Genomic DNA, 22,520 nt, shown 5'->3' with positions numbered 1-22,520 from the left:
GGTCAGGCTTTATTACTCGTTAGTCTTGGTGTAACCCGGGATGGCCAGGCGCAGCGCGCTTTGCAGGCTGCCGCTGCCCAATGCTCCCAGTCCCTTCAGTTCCAGCTGGAAGAATACCGCGTTCTTGGTGGTGGTCAGGTCGGTGGCGTAGCGCTGGCTGTACAGCCGCGCCGACCAGCAGCCATCGTTGTACTCGAAGCCGGCCAGTTGCTCAATAGGGCGCTGCTGGATCAGCGAGTAATTGTAGCGGCCGATGGCGTACCAGCGCTTGGCGATCGGCCATTGCGCCGCCACGTCCACCTGGCGCAGCGGGCCGTAGGTGCCGTTGTCGTCCTGCAGCTCGTAGATGCCGTAGCGGTAGCGGATGCTGGCGACCTTGCCCGGCTCCGGGTTGTAGCGCAGCTGAACGTTGTAGCGTTGGGTGGCGTTGATGGTCGGGTTGTACTCGTAGCTGCTGTCCAACCGGAAGGTCTTGGTCAGGTCGCCGCCGGCGCTCAGCATCCAGTCATTGCCGGTATTGGTCACCTGCGGCGGCGTGCCATCTAGAACAATACTTTGCTGGCTGAAGTAGTAGCGCTTGCCGATGGCGATGCGCAGGCGCTCCAGGCCGTTGCTCTGGTCGATGAAGCGGCTGGTCAGCGCGGTGGTGATCTCGTTGGCGCCGTTGATGCGGTCGTAGCCGGAGAAGCGGTTTTCGGTGAACAGCTGCGCGAAGTTGAAGTCGTTGACCGAGGTGTCGAAGTTGGGAAGCTTGCTCTGGTCCTTGTTGGGGATGTTGACGTAGAACAGGCGCGGTTCCAGCGTCATCAGGTGATCGCGCCCCATGAAGGTGGTGTCGCGGTCGAAATACAGGCCGGCGTCGGTGCTGAAGATCGGCAGCGTGCGGCTCAGCGTGCCTTGGGCGTTGCCCTGGTAAGCGTTCAGATTGTATTCGGTGTAGTTGACGCCGAACTTGGGCCGGATGAAGCCCCAGCTGCGGTCGAAGCTCCAGGTCACGCTGGGGTAGGCGACGAAGCGGTCGCCGGTTTGCAGCGTGGGATGGTCGAAGCGGGTCAGGTCGGTGACCAGGTTGGCGGAAAATCCGCTGGGCAGCGACTGGTTGGCGTTGAAGGTCAGCTGCGGCATCCGCGCGTAGGGGATGTCGGTCGGCTGCGGGTTGATGGTCAGGTTCTGGTAGTGCTGGGTGCGCAGCGTGACGTTGCCGCCGCCGCCCTGCCAGCCCAGCGCGTAGTTCAGCCAGGCTTCGCGGTTGAGGTTGATGTTGGAGGCGATGGCGACTTGGTCGCCGAAGTCGGTGAAGTAATTGTTGTCCGATACCTGGTTGTAGTCGAGGCCGAAGGTCAGGCCGTGGCCGAAATTCTGCTGATGGCGCGCGCTCCAGGCATAGCGCGAGGTGTTGGTGACCTTGTCGTTGGGCAACTGTTCGGTGTAGATGCTGCCGTTGTAATCGGGTTCCAGATAGCGGAATTCGCCGGCCAGCATATTGCCGTGCTTGTCGTTGAAGTGCGGCGTGATGGTGGCGTCGAGGTTGGGGGCGATGTTCCAGTAGTACGGCACCGACAGCTCGGTGCCCGACGAGCCGGTCTTGAAGGTGGGCGTCAACAGGCCCGACTTGCGGTTGCCGTTCAGCGGGAAGTCCAGCCACGGCGTGTACAGGATGGGCACGCCGTAGAATTGCATCCAGGCGTTGTGCGCCACGCCTACGCCGCTGGTGTAGTCGAGGTCGGTGCTGGCGGCCCGCAGATACCAGGCGTCGTCTCCCGGATCGCAGGTGGTCATCCGGCTGCCGTAGATCTTGTACTGATTCTGGCCCTGGAAGTCCACCTGGCTGCCGTTGCCGCGCATGGTGACGGGTTTGGCGGGCTGGCCGCCGGGCGTTTTGGCCGCCGGCGGGTTCTGCCTCGACATCGAAAACACCGGATCCATGCCGGTGCCGGTGTAGTCGTCGACGTTGTAGTCGAGGGTGCTGCCGTCGATCACGTCGCTGCCGCGCGTCATGTGGAAGCGGTCGCCGGCCTTGACGCGGTTTTTGGCCTGGTAGTAGTCCAGCCAGTCGGATTCCACCTTTTGATCGTCGCGGGTGACCACCACATTGCCCTTGGCATGCAGGATCACGTTCATTTCGCCGTCAAGCTGGTCGGCGGTGACTACGGTCTGGCCTTGTTGTTTGGGCGGGGCGGGCAGCGCGATCGGCGCGTCGTCGTCGGCGCGGGCGGTCTGGGCGTTCAGGGCAAAGGCGGTGGCGACAGCCAGGGCCAGCGGAGTCAGTTTTTGTCTGTGCATGCACAAAGCCATATCGTGGGGGCTAGTGGGCGGTATAGAATCGCCCAATTCTATATCAGTACCACGACAAAGCGACATGCAAAGACTGGAACAGCTCAAGAAATGGCTGGCGCAGCAATATCCTGGTGTTGAAATCCAGGTCGAGTTCGCCGCCGCAGACGCCGACTTCCGCCGCTATTTCCGCGCGATCTGGCCCGACGGCGCCAGCCGCATCGTGATGGACGCGCCGCCTGATCGGATGAATACCGACGCCTACGTCATGGTGCGCGACGTCTTCGCGATGGTCCGGGTGCCGCAGATCCTGCTGCGCGACCGCGAGCAGGGCTTCATGCTGCTGGAAGACCTGGGCAAGATCACCTACCTGGCCGCGCTGCAGCACGACGAGCGGCCGCAGGTGCACCAGCATCTGCTGCTGGAGGCGCTGGACACGCTGGTGGACATCCAGAAGGCCAGCCAGCCCGGCGTGTTGCCGGAATACGACGAAGCGCTGCTGCTGCGCGAACTGAATCTGTTCCCGGAATGGTACTGCGCGAAAGAACTGCAAAAGCCGCTCAATTTCGCGCAGAGGCAATTGTGGGACGCCGGCGTCAAGGCGCTGCTGCCGGCGCTGCTCGCCCAGCCCAAGGTGTACGTCCACCGCGACTTCATCGTGCGCAACCTGATGCTGAGCGCCGGCGCGCCGGGCGTGCTGGACTTCCAGGACGCGGTGTACGGCCCGATCAGCTACGACCTGGTGTCGCTGCTGCGCGACGCCTTCATCGAGTGGGAAGAGCCGGTCGTGCTCGACATCGCCATCCGTTACTGGGAGAAGGCGCGCGCCGCCGGCCTGCCGGTGCCGGAGGCGTTCGACGACTTCTACCGCGCCTTCGAATGGATGGGCGTGCAGCGCCACCTGAAAGTGGCCGGCATCTTCGCCCGCCTGTACCACCGCGACGGCAAGGACAAGTACCGCGCCGAGATTCCGCGCTTCATCAAATACCTGAAGCGCGCCTGCCGCCGCTACCACGAGCTGGCGCCGTTCTACCAGTTGCTGGTGCAGCTGGTGGGCCAGGACGAAACCGACGCCGAGCTGCAGTCCAGCTACCCGGTGTTGGGCGTGAAGGGCGGCTGATGCGGGCGCTGGGAGCCGGCCTGTTGCTGATGTCCGGCTTGGCCGGCGCGGCCGGCTTGCAAGCGCGCGTCTGCCTGCCGTCGCAGGATTTGAAAATCTGCCTGTATCAGGACGCGCGGCTGGCGCCGGCCGAATTGCGTGTGTATACGCGCGGCGGCGCCCAACTGAGCCGGCTGCGGGTGGGGCGGCTGTCGGATATCCGCCGCAGCGCGCTCGCCGACGCCGGCAAGCCGGTGTTCCTGCTGGACGAAGATCATTCCGCCGGCTTCGGCTCCTATTCCGGCGTGGAGACGCGGCCGTTCACCGTGAGCGCGCGCGGCCTGCGCTTCGCCCAGCCGCCAGGCGGCGATCCGGCCAAGCCCTTCATCCTGGCCCAGGCGCTGAAAAGCGGCTGGAAGGAGAGCCGTGATGGTTTCCTGCTGGTGTCCTGCGCGCCGGACTTTCCGGCCAAGGGCAAGTGGGACGGCGAAACCTTCCGCGTCCGCTATGCCCGGCTGACGCTGCGGGACGGCCAATGGCGGCTGAGCGAGCGCAGCGAACGCGGCTTCTGGGAGAACGAAGGCGCTTTCCCGGCCGAGCGCCTGTTCCCGAAATGAGCGAGAAGAACATGAAGGCAATGATACTGGCCGCCGGCCGCGGCGAGCGGATGCGGCCCCTGACCGACCATACGCCCAAACCGCTGCTGACGGCCGGCGGCAAGCCGCTGATCCAGTGGCACGTCGAGCGGCTGGCCCGCGCAGGGGTGACGGAGCTGGTGATCAACCACGCCTGGTTGGGCGCGCAGATTGAAGACGCGCTGGGCGACGGCTCGCGCTTCGGGGTGTCCATCGCCTACTCGCCGGAGGGCGAGGCGCTGGAGACGGCCGGCGGCATCGCCACGGCCCTGCCGCTGCTGGGAGACGCCCCTTTCATCGTGCTCAACGGCGACGTGTTGAGCGATTTTCCGGTTCAGCGTCTGGTCGAGGCGGCTGGCCGTCTGGATGGCGAATCGATGCTGGCCCACCTGACGCTGACGCCCAAGGCAGGCTATAAGACCGGCCGCGACCTGACATTGCGCGCCGACGGCCGGGTGGCGGCCTGCGGCGACGGCGACACGCCATACACCTTCTGCGGCCTGGCCGCCTATCATCCGGCCTTCTTCCGCGGCGTGGCGCCCGGCGTGGCCAGCCCGCTGCTGCCGTGGCTGCTGGCCGCGATGGAGCAAGGCCGGGTCCGCGGCGAGGTGCAGTCCGGCCTGTGGCTGGACGTCGGCACGCCGGAGCGCCTGGCCGAGGCCGACCGCATCGCCGCCGGCTGGACCGCATGAGCCGGCGCATCCTCGGCATCGACCCCGGCAGCCTGATCACCGGCTTCGGGGTGATAGACGTGGTCGGCAACCAGCGCCATTACGTCGCCTCCGGCGCGATCCGCAACAAGAGCGGCTCGACGCTGGCGGAGCGGGTCAAGGTGCTGGTTGACGGCATTCACCAGGTGGTCGACACCTACCAGCCCACCGAGGCGGCGCTGGAGCGGGTGTTCGTCAACGTCAACCCGGCGGCCACGCTGATGCTGGGCCAGGCGCGCGGCGCCTGCATGGCGGCGCTGGTGCTGAAGGACCTGCCGGTGGCGGAATACACCGCGCTGCAGGTCAAGCAATCGGTGGTCGGCCAGGGCAAGGCGCCCAAGGAGCAGGTGCAGTACATGGTGGTGCGGATGCTGAACCTGTCCGGCACGCCGCAGGCCGACGCCGCCGACGCGCTGGCGGTGGCGCTGACCCATGCCAATCATAGCGGCGGGGCGATAGGCAAGCTGGCGCTGAGCGGCCTGAAGGTGAAGGGCGGGCGGCTGGTGTAGGCCGATGCCCGGCTGCGCCGGGCGTGCCGCCACGGATAGCCCGAAGCGGGCTACAGCCGAATCACAACGAATTCACAGGAAAGAATCATCATGATCGGACGCCTTACCGGCAAATTGATCGAGAAACTGCCGCCGCAGGTGGTGGTGGACGTGGGCGGCGTCGGCTACGAAGTGGACGTGCCGATGACCACCTTCTACCAATTGCCGGCGCTGGGGCAGAATACCACGCTGTTCACCCACCTGGTGGTGCGCGAAGACGCCCACCTGCTGTTCGGCTTCGCCAGCAAGGAAGAGCGGCAGACCTTCCGCCAACTGATCAAGGTGACCGGCATCGGCGCCAAGATCGCGCTGGCGGTGCTGTCGGGCATGACGGCCGACGAGCTGGCCGTCGCGGTGGCCAGCGAGGACATCAAGCGCCTGTCGTCGGTGCCGGGCATCGGCAAGAAAACCGCCGAGCGGCTGGTGCTGGAATTGCGCGGCAAGCTCGCCACCGGCGGCAACCTGACGGTGCCGGGCGGCCTGCCTTTCGCCGCCACTCCGGATGAGAAGAGCGACATCGTCAACGCGCTGCTGGCGCTCGGCTACAACGACAAGGAAGCGGCGGCGGCCACCAAGAGCCTGCCGGCGGACGTCACCGTCAGCGAGGGCGTGCGGCTGGCCTTGAAGAGCCTGATGAAGGCCTGAGGCCGCGGCATGAAAAAGCCCGCCGGGAAGGCGGGCCGATGCGGAGCGGCTCAGCCGGCCGGCAGCAGGCTGACCTGGCTGCGCACGCTCTTCACGCCGGGCACCCGCGACACTTCCTCGGCGATGCGGGAAATCGCCTCCTGGCTCGGCGCGGTGCCGCTCAGCACCACGTCGCCGTTGCTGACCTGGGCTTCCACCTTGGCGCCCAGCTGCGCTGCCTTGGCCAGCACTTCATTGACCTGGCGGCCCAGCTCGGCGTCGGCCGGGGCGGCTGCGGCGTGGCGTTCCGCCGCCGGCGCGCTGGCGGGCTGGCTCTGTTCGGCGAAGCTGGCGCCGGCGTACAGGGCGGGGATCAGGCTGGCGAGGATCAGGGTTTTGCGCATGGCAAGAGTCTCCTTGGACTGGGTGAAGGTCACTGCCGCGGTTTGGCGGATCTGCCTGTCCGCGGCGCTTGCCGGATATTCAGCAAGCCCCGTGCCAGCCTTTGGTTTTTATTTAAAATCAAGTATTTATGGTTTTTTTACGGGGCGGAATCCCGCCGCCGGGCTGGCTTTTGTCGCCTGGCGGCGACAGCGGCGGCGGCGAGATCCGGAAAAGCCTGTCCCATCAATGGTTTGGGCCTGTCGCCATCTGGCGACAAGCTCAATCGTCCTGGAACGCGGCGGCGTTCAGCTCATGCTTTTGCAGCAGCCGGTAGAACTCGGTGCGGTTGCGGTCGGCCAGCCGGGCGGCGTCGCTGACATTGCCGCCGGTCAGCCGCAGCAGGCGTTCCAGGTAATCGCGCTCGAATTCGCGGCGCGCGTCGGCCAGCGTCGGAATGGCCTGCGCCTCGCCTGCCACCGCCTTCTCCACCTGGGCCAGGGTCAGTAAGGGGCCGGTGGCCAGCACGCAGCACTGCTCCACCACATTGGCCAACTGGCGGATATTGCCCGGCCAGCGTGCGGCGGCGAGGAAGGCGAGGGCGTCCGGGGCGAAGCCCGTCACCGTCTTGCCGTAGCGCGCTGAGACCTGTTGCAGGAAATGCTGGGCCAACAGCGGGATGTCTTCGCGCCGCTCTGCCAGCGGCGGCAGCGTCAGCGCCACCACGTTCAAGCGGTAATAGAGATCCTCGCGGAACTGGCCGTCGGCGATGCGGGCCGGCAGGTCGCGGTGGGTGGCGGACAGCAGGCGGATATCCACCGGCAGCGGCCGGGCGCCGCCCACCGGCCTCACCTCGCGGTCCTGCAGCACCCGCAGCAGCTTGACCTGCAGCGGCAGCGGCATGTCGCCGATCTCATCCAGGAACAGCGTGCCGCCGTCGGCCTGGCGGATCAGGCCCTCGTGGCGGACGGCGGCGCCGGTGAAGGCGCCTTTTTCGTGGCCGAACAGCTCGCTTTCCAGCAGGTTTTCCGGAATCGCGCCACAGTTGACGGCGACGAAGGGCCGGCCGGCGCGGCGGCTGGCCTGGTGGATGGCGCGCGCCAACACCTCCTTGCCGCTGCCGCTTTCGCCTTGCAGCAGCACGCTGGCGTCGGTGGCGGCTACCATCCGCGCTTCGCTCAGCAGCTCCTCCATCGCCGGGCCGCGGCTGACGATGCCGGCGCGCCAAGCGTCGCCGGCGGCGCCGTCGCCCGCCGACAGCGTCAGGCCCTGCGCCACCTTGTCCAGCAGCAGCTGGCCGTCGAACGGTTTCTCCAGATAGCAGAACACGCCGCGGCTGACCGCCTCCACCGCGTCCGGCACGGTGCCGTGCGCGGTGAACAGAATGACCGGCAGCGTCGGATAGCGGCGGCGCGCGGTTTCGAACAGCTGCAGGCCGTCCATGCCCGGCAGCCGCCAGTCGGTCAGCAGCAGGTCGGCGCGGCGAGCGGCCAGCGCCGTCAGCGCGGCTTCGGCGCTGGAGAGCGCCTCCACCTCGTGGCCGGCGGCTTCCAGCCGCAGCCGCACCAGGCACAGCAGGTCGGGATCGTCGTCCACCAGGACGATGCGGGCGGGGGCGTTCATCGCTTGCTTCCTTCACTCAGGCCATTGGGTTTGGGCAGATCCAGCTCCAGGCGGCGCAGCGCGTCCAGTTTGGCGGCCTGGTCGTCGATGCGTTTTTGCTGGTCGCGCAATTGCTGTTGCTGGTGCTCGTTTTGGTCCTGCAGCCGGAACTGTGTCTGGGCCTGGCGCAGCTGCAGCCGCGCCAGCGCGGCGCTGGCCGGCGACAGGCTCTTGTCGGCCAGCAGTTTGTCCAGCTCGCTGGCCAGGCGGCCCGGCTCGGCGCGATTGGCGCGCAGGATTCGCAGCAGGCGGTAGCTGTCGCAGGCTTCGTAGGCCTGCCAGCGTTGGCGCAGGGCTTCGTCCGGCCAATCCAGCGCGATCAGCAGCGCGTCGCCGCCGGGGCAGTAGCGGACCGGCGCGGCCGGCGGCCGCAGCGCGCAGGCGGAAAGCAGCGGCAGCCATAACAGCGGCAGCCAGCGGCGCGGAAAAACGGGTGGGGTCATATCGGCTCCGGTTCTGGCCAGTGGAGGCGGAAGCGCGCGCCGGGGCCGTGGTCCAGCAGGCTAAGTTCTCCGCCCATCAGCTGCGCGTAGCCGCGTGCCATGGTCAGGCCGAGGCCGCTGCCGGGGCGCTCGCCGTCGGGCGCGGGGCCGCTCCAGAAAGGTTCGAAAATCTTGTCCCGGCATGCTTTGGCCACGCCCGGGCCCTGGTCGGCCATCTCCAGCCAGACCTGGCCGCGCTCGCGGCCGCAGCGCAGCGTCAGCCGGCCGCCGGGAGGGCTGTGGCGGATGGCGTTGAGCAACAGGTTGTCGACGATGGTTTCCACTTTGGACGGATCGCCGCGCACTTCGCCCGGCATGCCGTCCAGCGCCACGATCAGCCCTTTGGCCTGGCACAGCGGCTGGCAGCTGGCGAGCCTGGCCTCCAGCAAGCGGCGCAGCGAAAATGCGGAAACGTTCAGCGTGGTGGACAGCCAGGGGCCGGCGTCCCGCTTCAGCAGCGCCTCAACTCTTTGCCGCAGCGCCAGCGCATTGTTGCCCAGGATGTCGACGATGCGCCGCTGTTGCGGGTTGAGCGGGCCGGCCACTTGCTCGCGCAGCAGCGCCGCGGCTTCGTGTATCGACGCCAGCGGCGTTTTCAGCTCGTGCGACGCCTGGCGGAAGAAGCGGGTCTGCTGCTGCTCCAGCTCCACCAGCCGCCGGTCCAGCTGCTCCAACTCCCGGCCCAGCCGCTGCAGGTCGGCGGGGCCGGCCTGGCGCCAGTTCAGCTGCCGGGCGCCGCCGGCCAGCCGGGCGATGCGGCGCTGCAGGCCGCGCAAGGGGGCGTGGATCAGCAGGGTGACGATCAGCGCCAGCAGCACGGCGGCGGCCAGCGCCAGCCAGGCCAGGCGGTTGGCTTGCAGCCGCATCCGCTCGATGTCGCCGCGCCAGCTCGCTTGCCGTTTCTCGCCGGCCTGGACCAGGATTTGCTGTTGCTGTTCCAGCACGCGGCGCAGTTGGCGGAAGCGCGCCTCGCGCTGTTGGCTGTGGGCCGGCGTCTGGGCGCAGAGGGCGAGCGCGGCGTCGATGCCGGGCAGCGCCTCGGCCGGCGCATCCTGCCGCAGCGTCCGTTGCGCGCTTTGCAATTCGGCGCGGGCCTGGCTGGCGGTTTCGTCGAGTTTGCGGTCGCGCAGGATCGCCGCCTGGCGGCTGGCGCGCTCGTACTGCAGCGCCTGCTCCTGCGACAAGCGGGCGATGTCTTGCCAGCGCTGGGTTTGGCGCTGTTGGCGCTGGGCGCTGTCGGCGGCCTGGCCCAACTCGTGGCGCAGTTGCATCAGCGCCGCGGCGGGGATCAGCGCGACGCCGAGGAAGCCGGCCAGCAGCAGGCCGCGGAAGGAAAGGAAGCGGAGCATGGCATCGGGGATGAAAAACAGGGACGCGGATGCGCCCCTGTTCAGCAGACAGGCGGGCGGCCGATTGGTTCGCGGCCGCCGCCCGGGTTCAGCGCGCCGCCAGCGCCGGCTGGCTGCGCGCAGCCGGCAGCAGCGCGGGGGCCAAGTCGTCCAGCCTGGCGGCCAGGAGCGGCGCCAGCGCCGCGAACTTGTCCTCCAGCGCCTCGCGCATGGTGTCGACCAGCACCTGGGTCTGCCGCTCGATTTCCAGGTTGATCCGGTCGCCCGCTTGCTTGCCGCCCAAGGTGGTGGCTTGGCGCGTTTCCGGGATCAGCCACACTTCGAACCAGCCTTCGCGCTTGTCGATGTCGGCGATGGTCAGGCTGACGCCGTCCAGCGCCGCGTAGCCCTTGGCGAACAGGTAGCGCAAGGCGCCCGGCGGCACGCTCAGCCGCAGGCGCAGGTTGTCGCCGCATGCCTCTCGTTCGGCGATGGTGGCTTGATAGTCGACATGGCCGGATAGCGCGTGGCCGCTGTTCTCCGCGCCGTCGGCCAGCGCCCGCTCGGCGTTGACCGCGTCGCCGGCCTGGCAGCGGGCCAGCGTGCTGGTGACCAGCGTCGGCAGGATCAGGTCGAACTCGGTGTTGTCTGCCTGCGGCGGCGCCGCCACGGTCAGGCAGGCGCCGTTTACGGCGACGCTGGCGCCCTGCCGCAAGCCGTCGCAAAAGCCCGGCGGGAAAGCGAGGGTGAGCCGCCGGCTGCCGTCGCCATCCTGGACGGCAATGACGCGGGCAATGGCCTGGGTGATGCCGCTGAACATGGCGTCCTCCTCAGGCGTCTTGCCGTTGCAGCCATTCGGCCAGCTCCGCCACCGTCAGCTGCGGCAGGCCGTGCCGTGCGGCGTAGGCGTCCAGCTGGGCGCCGCGCATCATGCTGCCGTCCGGGTTCATCAGCTCGCACAGCACGCCGGCCGGGCTGAAGCCGGCCAGCCGCGCCAGCTCCACCGAGGCTTCGGTGTGGCCGCGCCGCTCGCGCACTCCGCCGGCGCGGGCGACGATGGGGTAGACGTGGCCGGGGCGCACCAGGTCGCCGGGCTTGGCGTCGGGGGCGATGGCGGCGCGCATGGTGGTGACGCGGTCGGCGGCGGAGACGCCGGTGGTCACGCCCTCGGCCGCCTCGATGGCGACGGTGAAGGCGGTGCCGTAGCGGCTGCCGTTGTCGGCGGCCATCGGCGGCAGCGCCAACTGCGCGGCGCGCTCCGGCGTGATGCACAGGCAGACGATGCCGCTGCCGTCGCGGATCATCCGCGCCATTTCCGGCACGGTGAGCATGTCGGCGGCCAGGATCAGGTCGGCCTCGTTTTCGCGGTCGGCGTCGTCGGCGACGATCACCGGCAGGCCGCGGCGCAAGGCGTCAAGCGCGGCGTGGACGCGCAGGGAAAGGATATCGGTGTGGGCGTTCATGGAAACGGTCCTCAAATAATGGATTGAGAAACACGTCCCGTGGGCGTGAAGCGGATAGCGTACGGCTATCCGGCGCGATAAACGCGCGGATACGACACAGTTTTCCCGCCGCGGGCGCGGACGGAAAGCTGGCGTCGTCTTCTTTCATCCGGACTATTACCGTCGGCTCTGGCATTTCACCAGATCTGCTGACCCCTCGCCGTGCGGCGAAGGCGCTCGCGGGCTCGGCGCTTGCGCGCCATACCGCCGGTGGGGAATTGCACCCCGCCCCGAAGACGTTGGCCGCACAGCGCGGCCAGCGGCGAGTATAGCGCGGTGTTAGAATGTCGGCAGCAAGATTTCCCCCAAGAGTCCCCGATGATAGAAACCGACAAGCTGTTCGGCGCCGCGCCGGAGCGCCGCATCGTCACCGCGCAACGCGCGTCCGAGCAGGAAGAGGCGCTGGAGCGCGCGCTGCGGCCTAAGCAGCTGGACGACTATGTCGGCCAGAAGAAGGCGCGCGAGCAGCTGGAGATCTTCATCGAAGCCGCCAAGCGCCGCGGCGAGGCGCTGGACCACGTGCTGCTGTTCGGCCCGCCGGGCCTAGGCAAGACCACGCTGGCCCACATCGTCGCGCGTGAGATGGGCGTCAACCTGCGCCAGACTTCCGGCCCGGTGCTGGAGCGCGCCGGCGACCTGGCGGCGCTGCTGACCAATCTGGAGCCGCACGACGTGCTGTTCATCGATGAAATCCACCGGCTGTCCCCGGTGGTGGAGGAAATCCTCTACCCGGCGCTGGAGGATTACCAGATCGACATCATGATAGGCGAAGGTCCGGCGGCGCGGTCGGTGAAGCTGGACCTGCCGCCGTTCACGCTGGTGGGCGCCACCACCCGCGCCGGCATGTTGACCAATCCGCTGCGCGACCGCTTCGGCATCGTCGCCCGGCTGGAGTTCTACACCGCCGATGAGCTGACGCGCATCGTCAGCCGCTCGGCCGGCCTCTTGAACGTACAGCTGTCCGATGACGGCGCCTTCGAAGTGGCCAAACGCTCGCGCGGCACGCCGCGGATCGCCAACCGCCTGCTGCGCCGGGTGCGTGACTACGCCGAAGTGAAATCGGACGGCGTGGTGACGATGGCGGTGGCCGACGCCGCGCTGGCGATGCTGGACGTCGATCCGGCCGGCCTGGACGTGATGGACCGCAAGCTGCTCTCCGCCATCCTGGAGAAGTTTTCCGGCGGCCCGGTGGGCCTGGACAACGTCGCCGCGGCGATAGGCGAATCCACCGACACCATCGAGGATGTGATCGAACCCTTCCTGATCCAGCAGGGCTATCTGCAGCGCACCCCGCGCGGACGGATGGCCACCTCCCAGGCGTATCTGCACTTCGGCCTGCCGGCGAAAGACGCCTGAGTTTGCCCGCGCGCAAGCGCGGCCGCCGGTGGGCGGCATGCGGATCGCGTACAATGCCATTATCTGCACCGTAAGCGAGAAATCATGTTCTACGTGTTGTTCGCCACCATCCTGATCGTGGTGGTTGCCGCGGCCGTCGCCGCCGCGCGTTTCTTCGACCCGGCCGTGGCCAAGATCCTCGGCCGCACCCTGGGCCAGGAGCTGGCCGACGCCTGGCGCAAGTATGTGTTCTTCGCCATTGTGGTCAGCGGCGTGTCCGGCGGCGTGCGGCCGTGGTCGCTGGAGCGCTATCTGGCGCCGCTGCCGGGCAAGGGCAGCAGCCAGCTGCAACTGGGCGGCGAGCGCTGGATGCTGGAGCTGTACACCGCCGGCATCGAAACGCTGCGCTCCATCGCCTGGGTGGTGCTGCTGTTCTTCCTGTGCGCGATGCTGGCCTATGTGATCATGCGCGCGGTGGAATTCCGCCGCCTGGAAGCGGAAGAACGCCGCAGCCATCCGGAATAGTGCCGGCATGCTGGAAGAGCGGCTGCGGGGGCTGGTTCGCGCCAGCCCCTGGCTGATGGAGGCTTTGCGCGCGGCGCGGGCGCTGCATCTCGCCGACTGGTGCATAGGCGCCGGCGCGTTGCGCAGCCTGGTGTGGGACGCGCTGCATGGCTTCGCGTCCCAGCCGTCGGCCCTGTCCGACATCGACCTGGCGCATTTCGACGCCAGCGACCTTTCCCCCGGGCGCGACGCCGCGCTGCAAGCCCGTCTGCAAGCCTCCCATCCCGGCCTGCCCTGGGAAGTGACCAACCAGGCCGCCGTCCATCTGTGGTTCGCCGATTATTTCGGCTACGCGGTTGAGCCGCTGTCTTCGCTGGAGGATGGGGTGGCGACGTGGCCAGAATACGCCACCGCGGTGGGCGTGGCGCTGAACGCCGACGACAGCCTGCGGCTGATCGCGCCTTATGGCCTGGACGACCTGTTCGCCATGCGGGTGCGCCGCAACCCGGCGCGGGCCAGCGTGGAGATCTATCGGCAGCGGCTGGCGCAGAAGCGCTATGCCGAGCGCTGGCCGCGGGTGAGGGTGGTGGAGTCGGCCTGACGACTTTTCATGGCGGTTCCGCCAGCCGGACGGGCCGGGGGGGCTGCGCGGCCAGCCCCCCGGCACCCCCAGGCCGCCCCTGCGGCCCGAGAAACCCCGACAATACAACCTTGCGCCAGGAAGCCGCCGATCGAAAAAACGGCGGCTTAAACCCACTGGTCCAAGGCGGTTTTGTCGGCACGGGCCAAAGGGGAGGAGCGGCTGCCGATCCGCCTGTCAGGCCCAGCAGGCAGCGCAAGCTCGCTTAAGCGCTTCCTAGCGCCCGATCTTCACCTGCGTCCACAAGCGGTTCAGCTCGCGGCGCGATTTCGCGTCCAGATCCTTCAAGGCCACGTACCTGCCCTTGGCCGGGTCCAGCATGATCACCGGATTGGCCTTGATCTGCGGCTTGAAGAAAGCTTCGGCCGCCTTCACCGGATTGGTGGCGCCGATCTGGTTGGAGATCTCCGCGGCGTTCTTGCCGTCCAGCATGAAGTTGATGAACTGGTAGGCCAGGTCCGGGCGCGGCGCGTCCTTCAGGATGGTCATATTGTCTATCGCCAGCACATTGCCTTCCTTCTGCGGCTGGTAGGCCAGCTCGAACGGGCGCTTGGCGGCTTTCACATCCTGTTGCGCCTGGTAGAGGTCGTTGGAATAGCCCAGCGCCACCCAGATGTTGCCGACGGTCAGCTCCTTGATGTAGCTCTGGTTGTTGAACGCCGCCCAGTAGGGCTTGGCCTTGCGGATGACGTCGGCGGCGGCCTTCCAGTCGGCGGGGTTGACGGAGTTGGCGTCGCGGCCCAGGTACATCAGCGCGGCGGCCATCAGTTCGCGCTGGCTGTCCAGCACCGTCACCTTGCCCTTGATCTTGGCCAGCAGCGCCGGGTCGAAGACCAGCGCCCAGCTATTGGCCTTGTCGGCTAGGCCGGCTTTTTTCAGTTGGCTGGCGTTGTAGCCCAGCAGCGTCAGCGACACCACGGTCGGCGCGGCATAGCGGTTGCCGGGGTCGAAGGGCTGGTTGAGCCGCAGGTAGCCGGGGTTCAGGTTCTTCCAATTGGGCAGCTTGGCTCTATCCAGCGCCTGCAGCTTGCCCTGCTTCAGCAGCGCGTTCACCGCGAAGGCGGTGGGGAACACCATGTCGTAGCCCTTGGCGCCGGCGGCCAGCTTGGCCAGCATTTCCTCGTTGTCGCCGTAGTAGTCCTGCACCAACTGGCAGCGGCACGCTTGCTCGAAGCGCTTGGCGGTGTCAGGCGACAGCGCGTTGTTCCAGTTGTAGACATGCAGCACATCCGCGGCGGATGCCGAGCCCCAGGCTAGTGTCATCAGCGCCGCGAGAGCCAGCTTGTTCATACCTTGTCATCCTTGTGTCAGATAAAAATGAAACCCCGGCCAGACACTGGCCGGGGCGGGAAAACGCGTGTGGAGCCGGGACGGCGCTTACAGCGCCACCATATTGTCGCGGTGGATCAGCTCGGGTTCGACGATATAGCCCAGCGCGCCCTCGATCTCGCGGGTGCTCTTGCGCATGATCTGGCGCGCCTCGTCGGAACTGTAGTTGACCAGGCCGCGCGCCACCTCGTTGCCGGCGGCGTCGACGCAGGCCACCGCCTCGCCGCGCAGGAAGTCGCCCTCCACCGCGCTGACGCCCACCGGCAGCAGGCTGGTGCCGCGCTCGCGGATGGCCAGCGCCGCGCCGTCGTCCAGCAGCAGGCGGCCGGACAGCTTCAGGTGGTCGGCCAGCCATTGCTTGCGCGCCGCCATGCGGCTGGTGGCGGCCACCAGCTGGGTGCCGATGGCTTCGCCGTCGGCCAGCCGCGACAGCACCTGGGCCTCGCGGCCGCAGGCGATCACGGTGGCGGCGCCGCTGCGCGCGGCGCGCTTGGCGGCCAGAATCTTGGTGATCATGCCGCCGGTGCCGACGCTGGAGCCGGCGCCGCCGGCCATCTCTTCCAGCCTGGGATCGCCGGCTTCGGCCAGGCGGATGAATTCGGCGTCCGGATGCTTGCGCGGGTCGGCGCTATAGAGGCCTTGCTGGTCGGTGAGGATCACCAGCGCGTCCGCTTCGATCAGGTTGGTGACCAGCGCGCCCAGCGTGTCGTTGTCGCCGAAGCGGATCTCGCTGGTGACCACGGTGTCGTTCTCGTTGATGATGGGCACCACGTTGAGATTGAGCAGGCTCACCAGCGTGGAGCGGGCGTTCAGATAGCGGGTGCGGTCGGCCAGGTCTTCGTGGGTGAGCAGGATCTGCGCGGTCTGCAGGCCGAAAGCGCGGAAGGCGCTTTCATAGGCCTGGCACAGGCCCATCTGGCCGACGGCGGCGGCGGCCTGCAATTCGTGCACGCCCTTGGGGCGCACGGTCCAGCCCAGGCGCTGGCAGCCTTCGGCGATGGCGCCGCTGGAAACCAGCACCACCTGCTTGCCGCGGCGCTTGAGTTCGGCGATTTCGGCGGCCCAGCGCGCCAGGGCGGCAAGGTCTAGGCCCTTGCCGTCGTTGGTTACCAGACTGGAACCGACCTTGACCACGATGCGGTCGGATGCGTGTATCACCGAATCCATCAACAGACCTCGCTATGAAAGCAAATGATTATAGAGAGGTCAGTGTACCCGAAAAAGCGCCGGGCTTGAGCCAGGTCAAAAGTACTCGCTGGGCCGGTATTCGATCAGTTGAAAGTGAGGGGATTGCTGCAGCAGTTTGGCGGCGCGTATCAGTTTTTCCCCGGCGTCGTCGCGCAGGCGGAATTCGCGCAGCTGGCTGAACTGGCGTCCGGGCAGCAACAGCAGGTCGGGGCGGCCGGCGGCGGCCGGCAGCCGCAGGCCGCGCAGGAAGCTGTCGCCGCTATGGGTGATGCTGGGCATCGCCAGCACCGGCTGCGGCAGGCCGCCGAGGATTTCCACGCCGCATTCCACTTCCTTGCCGGTGGGTTGCATCAGCACCCAGCGCACCGCGCACAGCTGCGCCGCTTCCGGCTGGTCGGGCGGATGCAGCAGCAGCGCTTCGCCGGCGCGCAGCGTCTGTTCGCGCGGCAGGCCGCGCAGCAGATAGCCGGATTCGCTGCGGTTGACCAGGGTCAGCAGGCAGGAGGACGGCGGGCTGCGCAGGCGGGCGTTCTCCTCTTCCGAGCCGGCGCCGGCCAGCTGCCAGCTGCCGTGGTTGGCGAGGTGCCAGATCGAGGAGAGGGTAGAGACGACCTCGACCACTGCCTGGCTGTCTTCCCGGCCGTGCTTGCGGCGGCGCGGATGCTGCCATTCTTCCACCAGGCCGCTCAGCAGCTGCACGACATCGCCCAGCTGCGCGGCGGCGTTGCCGCTGGCGCTCTGCAGCTGTTCCAGGCTGCGGCGCATGGTGTCCACCGCGCCGCTCAACTCCAGCATGCTGCAATGGCCGTGCAGCGAGCCGGGGGTGATCAGCAGGTGGCGCGGCGGATTGTCTTCCAGCGGGTCCAGCAGATAGCCGTGGCGGTTGTCGTTCAAGCCCGCCACCGGCAGCAGCGATACTTGGCGCGCCAGGTCGTAGATCAGCTGGCGCGCCAGGTGCATGTCGACAACCGACAGGCGGTTGGTGGAGGTCAGGCCCAGCAGCAGGATCTGGCGGTAGATGACGGCCAGCGAGTCGTCGCCGGACAGCGCCTTGTCCTGCCAGCCGCGCTCCCGCGCCAGCGCGTAGAGCTGGTGGCAGTCCAGCCAGAAGCCCGCCGGCAGCGGGCAGTAATTCTGCTGGCTGACGTTCAGGTACTGGCGGGCGGCCATCATGGTGTACAGCAGCAGTTCGATCTTGGGCTGCTCTCGCTCCAGCAGCGCGTGGCGGCCCAGCTTTTCGTTCAAGGTCTGTTTGAAGGCGATGTACAGATTGGCGAACAGTTTGACGCTGAGCACCGCCAGCAGCCGGGTCTTGGGCGAGGACAGGATATCGTTGTGCTGCGATTCGGCTTCCAGCAGCGGGTAATAGCGATCCAGCGCCTTCAGATAGAGCAGCAGCAGCTTGAAGCGCTGCGTCGGCTCCAGCGGCGTGCGCGCCAGCTGGTACAGCGCCTGGCTGAGCAGCCGGCCGCATTCCGGCAGGTCGGTGTAGGGAAGGCGTTCCAGCCAGGCCGCGACGCTGGCTGGCTGGGTGTCGACGAGTTGCGGGTCCATATCCTTCTTCGGCAAGGCGAGTGGCGGCATCCGAACAGGGCTCCGAGGCTGTGTCGCGGGACGGCGCCCGGCGCGCCGCGCTTCAGGGCAGCGGCGTTTCCGCGCCTGCCGTCTGCGAGCCGCCGGCCAGGACTTCGTCCAGCGCTGAGCAGCTCGACTCGACCAGCCAATCCATTTCTTCGTTGTTCAGGGTATAGGGCGGCATGAAGTAGACGGTCTTGCCTATCGGCCGCAACAGACATCCGCGTTTCAGCATGGCCGAAAAAAAGGCCAATGCAAAGTCGGCGCGCTCGGTGGCCACGTCGAAGGCCCAGATCATGCCGGTGTGGCGGAAGTGGCGGATGTCGGGGCGGGAGGACAGCGGCCGCATGCGGCGGGTGAATTCGGCGGCCTTCTCCCGGTTGGCGGCCAGCACGTCGTCGGCCTCGAAGATGTCCAGCACCGCCAGCGCGGCGCTGCAGGCCAGCGCGTTGCCGGTGTAGCTGTGCGAATGCAGGAAGCCGCGCGCCACATCGTCGTGGTAGAAGGCCTGGTAGATTTCGTCGCGGGTCAGCACGCAGGACAGGGGCAGGAAGCCGCCGGTGATACCCTTGGACAGGCACAGGAAGTCCGGCAGGATGCCGGCCTGCTGATAGGCGAAGAAGGTGCCGGTGCGGCCGAAGCCCACCGCGATCTCGTCGGCGATCAGATGCACCTGGTGGCGGTCGCACAGCCGGCGCAGTTCGGCCAGATAGGCCGGATCGTGCATCGCCATGCCGGCCGCGCCCTGCACCAGCGGCTCGACGATCACCGCGGCGATCTCGCCGGCGCGCTTGGCCAGCAGGTTTTCCAGCGCCGCGGCGGCGCGGCGGGCCGGGTCGGCGGCGGTTTCCCCGGGCGCGGCCTGGCGGGCGTCCGGACTGGGCGCCCGCAGGCCGGGTTTGAGCAGATCGGCGTAGGTGGACGAGAACAGCGGCACATCGGTGACGGCCAGCGCGCCGACGGTTTCGCCGTGGTAGCTGTTCTCCAGGCTGACGAAGCGGGTCTTGCCGGGCTGGCCGCGGTTTTTCCAGTAGTGGAAGCTCATCTTCAGCGCGATTTCGGTGGCGCTGGCGCCGTCGGAGCCATAGAAGGCGCGGCCGAGGCCGGATAGCGCCGCCAGGCGTTCCGACAGCTCCACCACCGGCTGGTGGGTGAAGCCGGCCAGCATCACGTGCTCCAGGCTGTCCAGCTGGCGCTTGATCGCCTGCTTGATGCGCGGCTCGCCATGGCCGAACAGGTTGACCCACCAGGAGCTGACGCCGTCCAGATAGCGTTTGCCGTCGAAGTCGGTCAGCCAGACGCCGTCGGCGCTGGCGATCGGGACGATGGGCAGGCTTTCATGGCGCTTCATCTGGGTGCAGGGATGCCAGACGGCGGCGAAGCTGCGCTCCAGCCAGGCTTGGTTGCTCATGCGATGGGCTCCGGTAGGGGGATGGCGGATGCTAGCATAGTCCGCGCCGCGGTTCCGATGTGACGAAAAACGTCAGTTTCTGCCCAGCGGCGACAGCCAGGGCCGCGCAGGGGCGCGCCGGGGCGGGCCCGCGAAGGCCTGGCATGCTTTCTGCTGGATAAGGCGGACATGCGTCGGGCGGCACGCGCCCGGAAACCCGCAGACGAGGCTGGCGGCCGAGGCCGCCGCCATTCCATTTGGCGAAGCTTGGCAATCCGGGAGTTCAATCATGAAGAGACAGCAGATCCAGCAGGGTTTCACCCTGATCGAGTTGATGATCGTGGTGGCCATCGTCGGCATCCTGGCGGCCATCGCCATTCCGGCTTATCAGGACTACACCAAGCGGGCGCGGGTGACGGAAGGCCTGGCGCTGGCGGATTCGGCCAAAACCGCGGTCACCGAGTACTACGCATCCAACAATGCTTTTGTCGCGTCAGGCACCGCACCGTATAACACTAGCTATGGGCTTGCCACAACCATCACCGGCAGTTCGGTTGGCAGCCTGTCGGTGCTGGCCAGCGGCGTGATCCAGGTCGCCTACAACAGCACGGTGTCCAGCGGTGCCCTGCTGGATCTGGTGCCTACTGTTACTTCCGGCTCGGTTTCCTGGGTCTGCACCTATACCGGCACCGGCGGCGGCACCACCGCCATCGCAGCCGCCAACCAACTGTCGGCCAACTGGGTGCCGAGCACCTGCCGCCAGTAAGCGTGGCGGCGACAGTCGCGGAGCAAGAGGCACTGCGGTGCCTCTTGATTTTTGCGGCGGGCCCGGGTTTGAGCATCAGGAGATGCGGAAGATGCGGAACAGAACGACGCAGCGCGGCTTTACCCTGATAGAGCTGATGATAGTGGTGGCGATAGTCGGCATCCTGGCCGCCATCGCCATCCCGGCCTACCAGGACTACGCCAAGCGGTCGCGGGTGGCCGAGGGGCTGGCGCTGGCCGACGCCGCCAAGACCGCGGTGGCGGAGTACTACGCCAGCAAAAGCGCGTTCGCCAGCTCCACGCCGTACAACAGCGCGTACGGGCTGTCGACGGCGTCGTCGATCACCGGCAACGCGGTGAACAGCGTGTCGGTGCTGGCCAGCGGCGTGATCCAACTGACCTACAACAACACGGTCTCCAGCGGCGCGCAGCTGGATCTGGTGCCCTCGGTCACCTCGGGTTCGGTTACCTGGGTTTGCACCTATACCGGCACCGGCGGCGGCACCACGGCCATCGGCACGCAGTTGCAGGCCAACTGGGTGCCGACCAACTGCCGGCAGTAGGCCTATGCTGCGCCATGGCATCCCCGTGCGCGGGGCCGCTGGGTATAATCATGTCATTCGATAGCCGGTGGCGCAGATGCAAGGATCAAGCCAGTTGAGCGACAAGACCGGGTGGCGCGATGCCGCGCTGTATCTGTTTTTTTGCGGCTGTTTCGTCTTTCCCTTTTTCAATTTCGCCCGCTACACGCCGCTGCAGGACTGGTGGACCAATGCCGGCGTGGTGCTCTGCGTCGGCATCGCCGGCTTGTTCGCGCTGCGCCGCGGGCAAAGCGGCGTGCGGGTGCCATTGGCGGCGGCGGCGCTGGCGGCGCTGCTGCTGTTGCTGTCCTTCAGCAATGGCTTGCTGCTGGAGAATTACCAGCCCGCCATTCTGATCCTGGCCAGCCTGGCCGCGATGCTGGTGCTGGCGGTATTCCTCGTCAACCGGCTGCGGCCGGACCTGGCGCGCGTCTGCGTCATCCTGGCCTCCTGCCTGTTGCTGGGCAGCTGCATCCAGATCGTGCTGGGCAGCATCCAGCTGCTGGACCTGGCCCGGTATTGCCGCGGCCTGGTGACGTTGAACTATCTGAACCCGACCGAAGTGATGGGCAATGTCGGCCAGCGCAACCAGTACGCGCAGTACTTGAGCTGGGGCGTGGCGGCGGCCTGTTACCTGTATGGGCGCGGCCGGCTGCGCGCCGGCTTCTGCGCGCCGCTGGTGTTGTTCCAGCTGCTGTTGATCACTTGGTGCGGCGCGCGGCTGCCGCTGGCCTACAGCCTGGGCATCTGCGGGCTGTGCTGGTTCTGGCACCGCCGCGCGCCCGGCGACGAGGCGTTGCTGCGCATGCTGAAGGCCCTGGCGGCGGCGATCATCGTGCTGGCGCTGCTGCAATTGTTCAATGAAGAGATCGTCTGGCTGCTCAACCGGCTGGGCTTGCCCATCCATGTGCAAAGCGGCTCCGAACGCCTGCTGGACGCCGGATTCGGCGCCCGCCGCCGCATCGAGTGGACCAAGGCCTGGATGGTGTTTCAGCAGCACCCCTGGCTGGGGGTGGGGCTGGCGCGCTATCCGGCGCAGTCGGTCTGGCTGGAGGCGTTTGGCGGCCTGCCCAAGTACCCGGAAGGGGTGTTGTTCACCCAAAGCCATAATCTGATTTTCCAGCTGTTGGCCGAAACCGGGCTGTCCGGCGCGCTGGTCGCGGGGCTGGGCTTGTGCGGCTGCCTGCTGCCGTTTTTCGCCCGCGGCCGGCAGAGCCCGGAAAACCTGCTGCTGATCTGCATCGCGATGATGCTGCTGACCCACAGCATGTTCGAGTTTCCGTTGTGGTACCTGCCTTTTCTGGCGATGCTGGTGACGGTGTGCGCGTTGGGTCCGGCGCCGGTTTGGCAGGTGCCCACCCGCACGATGCTGTTGCGGCTGGCCTGCGCCGGCGGCGGGGCGCTGATGATCGCGCATATCGTCAGCGGGGTGTTCATCTTCTGGAATCTGGTGGCCTACAGCCGGCCCAGCCTGTCGGCGGCGGAAAACATCCGGCGGGTGAACTACATCGAAAAAGTGGAGCGCAATCCCTTGTGGATAGACGCGGCCTCGATGGTGATGGGCAATTACCTGCTGCCGGGCCGGCGGCAGCTGGCGGTGGTGCTGCCGTTCTACGAGCAACTGGCGCGCAACCAGCCGTATATCGCCGTGCTGCAGCGGCTGAGCGTATGCCAGGCGCTGGCCGGCCAGCCCGAGGCCGCCAGACGCACGCTGGTGATGGCCATCGCCAGCTATCCCGACGAAGTGTTGAAGTTGGACGCCAGCCTGCAGCCGTGGCAAGAGCCCGAGGTGCGCGCGCTGGCCGAACTCACCAGCCGGGTGAAGGCCATCTATCTGCGGCACGGCGCGTATACCGACGCCGCGCGGATGGCGGCGGTGACGGCGGTGGCGTCGCCGGTCACGCGCAAACCGTTGTTTTGACGGGTTTGTAACGCGCGGACACATTTGACCGGTTTTGCCGGCTGTGC

General features: G+C 67.5%; 22 protein-coding genes and 1 riboswitch. Of the genes, 11 read left to right on the top strand and 11 right to left on the bottom strand.

Annotated elements, in window-relative coordinates:
* Positions 1-12: 12 nt before the first annotated feature.
* A complete protein-coding gene (locus tag U6115_RS21845; RefSeq protein ID WP_043579631.1) occupies positions 13-2,283 on the bottom strand; it encodes an LPS-assembly protein LptD in 2,271 nt (756 codons plus the stop codon).
* Positions 2,284-2,359: 76 nt separating this feature from the next.
* Here U6115_RS21845 and amgK point away from each other — a divergent pair, with 76 nt between their 5' ends.
* From amgK to ruvA, 5 genes are all read left to right on the top strand, one after another.
* A complete protein-coding gene (gene amgK / locus U6115_RS21840) occupies positions 2,360-3,394 on the top strand; it encodes an N-acetylmuramate/N-acetylglucosamine kinase AmgK (protein WP_043579629.1) in 1,035 nt (344 codons plus the stop codon).
* Entirely contained in the window at positions 3,394-3,990 is a 597-nt protein-coding gene (locus U6115_RS21835; protein WP_043579627.1) for a hypothetical protein, read from the top strand. The genes amgK and U6115_RS21835 overlap by 1 nt, the downstream gene beginning before the upstream one ends.
* An 11-nt stretch (positions 3,991-4,001) precedes the next feature.
* Positions 4,002-4,700, top strand: coding sequence for an N-acetylmuramate alpha-1-phosphate uridylyltransferase MurU (gene murU / locus U6115_RS21830; RefSeq protein WP_080770320.1), 699 nt, complete (start codon positions 4,002-4,004; stop codon positions 4,698-4,700).
* Positions 4,697-5,227 (top strand): crossover junction endodeoxyribonuclease RuvC, encoded by a 531-nt coding sequence (ruvC, locus tag U6115_RS21825; protein WP_043579623.1) that lies wholly within the window; start codon positions 4,697-4,699, stop codon positions 5,225-5,227. The genes murU and ruvC overlap by 4 nt, the downstream gene beginning before the upstream one ends.
* Before the next feature lie 90 nt (positions 5,228-5,317).
* The gene (gene ruvA / locus U6115_RS21820) at positions 5,318-5,911 is read left to right on the top strand and encodes a Holliday junction branch migration protein RuvA (RefSeq protein ID WP_043579622.1); all 594 of its coding nucleotides are present in this window, start codon (positions 5,318-5,320) and stop codon (positions 5,909-5,911) included.
* Positions 5,912-5,961: 50 nt separating this feature from the next.
* On the opposite strand, the gene U6115_RS21815 is transcribed toward ruvA, so the two are convergent.
* From U6115_RS21815 to ribB, 6 genes are all read right to left on the bottom strand, one after another.
* Positions 5,962-6,294 (bottom strand): BON domain-containing protein, encoded by a 333-nt coding sequence (locus U6115_RS21815; RefSeq protein ID WP_047243119.1) that lies wholly within the window; start codon positions 6,292-6,294, stop codon positions 5,962-5,964.
* A gap of 259 nt (positions 6,295-6,553) precedes the next feature.
* Positions 6,554-7,894, bottom strand: a complete 1,341-nt coding sequence (locus U6115_RS21810; RefSeq protein WP_043579619.1) for a sigma 54-interacting transcriptional regulator — start codon at positions 7,892-7,894, stop codon at positions 6,554-6,556.
* Positions 7,891-8,376, bottom strand: a complete 486-nt coding sequence (locus U6115_RS21805) for a hypothetical protein (RefSeq protein WP_043579612.1) — start codon at positions 8,374-8,376, stop codon at positions 7,891-7,893. Before U6115_RS21805 ends, U6115_RS21810 begins: the two co-directional genes overlap by 4 nt.
* Positions 8,373-9,764 (bottom strand): ATP-binding protein, encoded by a 1,392-nt coding sequence (locus U6115_RS21800; RefSeq protein ID WP_043579610.1) that lies wholly within the window; start codon positions 9,762-9,764, stop codon positions 8,373-8,375. The genes U6115_RS21805 and U6115_RS21800 overlap by 4 nt, the downstream gene beginning before the upstream one ends.
* Before the next feature lie 88 nt (positions 9,765-9,852).
* Positions 9,853-10,563, bottom strand: a complete 711-nt coding sequence (locus U6115_RS21795) for a riboflavin synthase subunit alpha (RefSeq protein WP_043579608.1) — start codon at positions 10,561-10,563, stop codon at positions 9,853-9,855.
* Between the two features lie 10 nt (positions 10,564-10,573).
* Positions 10,574-11,206: a 3,4-dihydroxy-2-butanone-4-phosphate synthase gene (ribB, locus tag U6115_RS21790; RefSeq protein WP_043579606.1), complete on the bottom strand. Its 633-nt coding sequence runs from the start codon at positions 11,204-11,206 to the stop codon at positions 10,574-10,576.
* 132 nt (positions 11,207-11,338) lie between these two features.
* A riboswitch (FMN riboswitch) is annotated at positions 11,339-11,487 on the bottom strand.
* A gap of 76 nt (positions 11,488-11,563) precedes the next feature.
* Between ribB and ruvB the strand changes: the two genes are divergently transcribed.
* The 3 genes from ruvB (at position 11,564) to U6115_RS21775 (ending at position 13,685) form a co-directional block, all read left to right on the top strand.
* The gene (ruvB, locus tag U6115_RS21785) at positions 11,564-12,601 is read left to right on the top strand and encodes a Holliday junction branch migration DNA helicase RuvB (protein ID WP_043579604.1); all 1,038 of its coding nucleotides are present in this window, start codon (positions 11,564-11,566) and stop codon (positions 12,599-12,601) included.
* Between the two features lie 84 nt (positions 12,602-12,685).
* Entirely contained in the window at positions 12,686-13,105 is a 420-nt protein-coding gene (locus tag U6115_RS21780; RefSeq protein ID WP_043579601.1) for a hypothetical protein, read from the top strand.
* 7 nt (positions 13,106-13,112) lie between these two features.
* Positions 13,113-13,685 (top strand): nucleotidyltransferase family protein, encoded by a 573-nt coding sequence (locus U6115_RS21775; RefSeq protein WP_197465970.1) that lies wholly within the window; start codon positions 13,113-13,115, stop codon positions 13,683-13,685.
* Positions 13,686-13,940: 255 nt separating this feature from the next.
* Here U6115_RS21775 and U6115_RS21770 read toward each other — a convergent pair whose 3' ends face one another.
* The 4 genes from U6115_RS21770 to U6115_RS21755 form a co-directional block, all read right to left on the bottom strand.
* Positions 13,941-15,014, bottom strand: coding sequence for an ABC transporter substrate-binding protein (locus tag U6115_RS21770; RefSeq protein WP_043579599.1), 1,074 nt, complete (start codon positions 15,012-15,014; stop codon positions 13,941-13,943).
* A gap of 87 nt (positions 15,015-15,101) precedes the next feature.
* The gene (gene proB, locus U6115_RS21765) at positions 15,102-16,220 is read right to left on the bottom strand and encodes a glutamate 5-kinase (RefSeq protein ID WP_043579597.1); all 1,119 of its coding nucleotides are present in this window, start codon (positions 16,218-16,220) and stop codon (positions 15,102-15,104) included.
* A gap of 75 nt (positions 16,221-16,295) precedes the next feature.
* Positions 16,296-17,795, bottom strand: a complete 1,500-nt coding sequence (locus U6115_RS21760) for a hypothetical protein (RefSeq protein WP_043579595.1) — start codon at positions 17,793-17,795, stop codon at positions 16,296-16,298.
* 82 nt (positions 17,796-17,877) lie between these two features.
* The gene (locus tag U6115_RS21755; RefSeq protein ID WP_043579594.1) at positions 17,878-19,227 is read right to left on the bottom strand and encodes an adenosylmethionine--8-amino-7-oxononanoate transaminase; all 1,350 of its coding nucleotides are present in this window, start codon (positions 19,225-19,227) and stop codon (positions 17,878-17,880) included.
* A 268-nt stretch (positions 19,228-19,495) separates the two neighbouring features.
* On the opposite strand from U6115_RS21755, the gene U6115_RS21750 reads away from it, so the two are divergent.
* The 3 genes from U6115_RS21750 to U6115_RS21740 all read left to right on the top strand — a co-directional run bounded on the left by U6115_RS21750 (position 19,496) and on the right by U6115_RS21740 (position 22,473).
* Positions 19,496-19,972 carry a pilin gene (locus U6115_RS21750; protein WP_043579592.1) on the top strand — a complete coding sequence of 159 codons (477 nt, stop codon included), beginning with the start codon at positions 19,496-19,498 and terminating at the stop codon, positions 19,970-19,972.
* 91 nt (positions 19,973-20,063) lie between these two features.
* Positions 20,064-20,534: a pilin gene (locus U6115_RS21745; RefSeq protein ID WP_052258328.1), complete on the top strand. Its 471-nt coding sequence runs from the start codon at positions 20,064-20,066 to the stop codon at positions 20,532-20,534.
* Positions 20,535-20,628: 94 nt separating this feature from the next.
* The gene (locus tag U6115_RS21740; protein WP_043579582.1) at positions 20,629-22,473 is read left to right on the top strand and encodes a PglL family O-oligosaccharyltransferase; all 1,845 of its coding nucleotides are present in this window, start codon (positions 20,629-20,631) and stop codon (positions 22,471-22,473) included.
* Positions 22,474-22,520 lie beyond the last annotated feature (47 nt).

The organism is Chromobacterium subtsugae (assembly GCF_035919665.1).
Taxonomy (GTDB): Bacteria; Pseudomonadota; Gammaproteobacteria; order Burkholderiales; family Chromobacteriaceae; genus Chromobacterium; species Chromobacterium subtsugae.
The sequence above is the reverse complement of the archived record's forward strand: the minus strand, read 5'-3'. Positions and strand labels throughout refer to the sequence as shown.

What these genes read in the sequence shown, in the direction of transcription:
- U6115_RS21805 (WP_043579612.1), bottom strand. Translation starts at nt 8,376, where the DNA reads ATGACCCCACCCGTTTTTCCGCGCCGCTGGCTGCCGCTGTTATGGCTG.
- U6115_RS21815 (WP_047243119.1), bottom strand. Translation starts at nt 6,294, where the DNA reads ATGCGCAAAACCCTGATCCTCGCCAGCCTGATCCCCGCCCTGTACGCC.
- U6115_RS21770 (WP_043579599.1), bottom strand. Translation starts at nt 15,014, where the DNA reads ATGAACAAGCTGGCTCTCGCGGCGCTGATGACACTAGCCTGGGGCTCG.
- amgK (WP_043579629.1), top strand. Translation starts at nt 2,360, where the DNA reads ATGCAAAGACTGGAACAGCTCAAGAAATGGCTGGCGCAGCAATATCCT.
- U6115_RS21845 (WP_043579631.1), bottom strand. Translation starts at nt 2,283, where the DNA reads ATGCACAGACAAAAACTGACTCCGCTGGCCCTGGCTGTCGCCACCGCC.
- U6115_RS21750 (WP_043579592.1), top strand. Translation starts at nt 19,496, where the DNA reads ATGAAGAGACAGCAGATCCAGCAGGGTTTCACCCTGATCGAGTTGATG.
- U6115_RS21835 (WP_043579627.1), top strand. Translation starts at nt 3,394, where the DNA reads ATGCGGGCGCTGGGAGCCGGCCTGTTGCTGATGTCCGGCTTGGCCGGC.
- murU (WP_080770320.1), top strand. Translation starts at nt 4,002, where the DNA reads ATGAAGGCAATGATACTGGCCGCCGGCCGCGGCGAGCGGATGCGGCCC.
- ruvA (WP_043579622.1), top strand. Translation starts at nt 5,318, where the DNA reads ATGATCGGACGCCTTACCGGCAAATTGATCGAGAAACTGCCGCCGCAG.
- U6115_RS21760 (WP_043579595.1), bottom strand. Translation starts at nt 17,795, where the DNA reads ATGGACCCGCAACTCGTCGACACCCAGCCAGCCAGCGTCGCGGCCTGG.
- ruvC (WP_043579623.1), top strand. Translation starts at nt 4,697, where the DNA reads ATGAGCCGGCGCATCCTCGGCATCGACCCCGGCAGCCTGATCACCGGC.
- U6115_RS21800 (WP_043579610.1), bottom strand. Translation starts at nt 9,764, where the DNA reads ATGCTCCGCTTCCTTTCCTTCCGCGGCCTGCTGCTGGCCGGCTTCCTC.
- U6115_RS21780 (WP_043579601.1), top strand. Translation starts at nt 12,686, where the DNA reads ATGTTCTACGTGTTGTTCGCCACCATCCTGATCGTGGTGGTTGCCGCG.
- U6115_RS21775 (WP_197465970.1), top strand. Translation starts at nt 13,113, where the DNA reads ATGCTGGAAGAGCGGCTGCGGGGGCTGGTTCGCGCCAGCCCCTGGCTG.
- ribB (WP_043579606.1), bottom strand. Translation starts at nt 11,206, where the DNA reads ATGAACGCCCACACCGATATCCTTTCCCTGCGCGTCCACGCCGCGCTT.
- ruvB (WP_043579604.1), top strand. Translation starts at nt 11,564, where the DNA reads ATGATAGAAACCGACAAGCTGTTCGGCGCCGCGCCGGAGCGCCGCATC.
- U6115_RS21795 (WP_043579608.1), bottom strand. Translation starts at nt 10,563, where the DNA reads ATGTTCAGCGGCATCACCCAGGCCATTGCCCGCGTCATTGCCGTCCAG.
- proB (WP_043579597.1), bottom strand. Translation starts at nt 16,220, where the DNA reads ATGGATTCGGTGATACACGCATCCGACCGCATCGTGGTCAAGGTCGGT.
- U6115_RS21755 (WP_043579594.1), bottom strand. Translation starts at nt 19,227, where the DNA reads ATGAGCAACCAAGCCTGGCTGGAGCGCAGCTTCGCCGCCGTCTGGCAT.
- U6115_RS21745 (WP_052258328.1), top strand. Translation starts at nt 20,064, where the DNA reads ATGCGGAACAGAACGACGCAGCGCGGCTTTACCCTGATAGAGCTGATG.
- U6115_RS21810 (WP_043579619.1), bottom strand. Translation starts at nt 7,894, where the DNA reads ATGAACGCCCCCGCCCGCATCGTCCTGGTGGACGACGATCCCGACCTG.